General features: G+C 69.0%; 1 pseudogene. It reads left to right on the forward strand.

Annotated elements, in window-relative coordinates:
- Positions 1-219: pseudogene (locus I5G_RS21230) on the forward strand (L-asparagine permease); the annotation flags it as partial.
- Between the last annotated feature and the right edge of the window lie 168 nt (positions 220-387).

The raw sequence follows: 387 nt of genomic DNA on the forward strand, positions 1-387 counted from the left end.
ATCGGCGCCGTTCCGCAGTGGGTGTGGGCGCTCGCCGCCCTCGTCACGGTGCTCGCGGTGAACCTCGTGTCGGTCAAGGTCTTCGGCGAGCTGGAGTTCTGGTTCGCGCTCATCAAGGTCACGGCGCTCGTGGCGTTCCTGCTCGTGGGCATCTACTTCGTGATCTTCGGCACGCCCACCGGGGCACCCGTCGGGTTCTCGCTCATCGCCGACAACGGGGCGTCGTGCTGCTGCTGGTGCTGCGCATCGCGCAGGGCCTGTCGCTGGGTGGAGAGTGGGGCGGCTCCATCCTGCTGGCGACCGAGCACTCCAGTCCCGTGAAGCGCGCGTTCTACGCCGCGATCCCGCAGCTCGGTTCGCCGGTCGGGTCGATCCTCTCCGCCGTCG

The organism is Microbacterium sp. B19, assembly GCF_000333395.1.
Classification (GTDB): Bacteria; Actinomycetota; Actinomycetes; order Actinomycetales; family Microbacteriaceae; genus Microbacterium.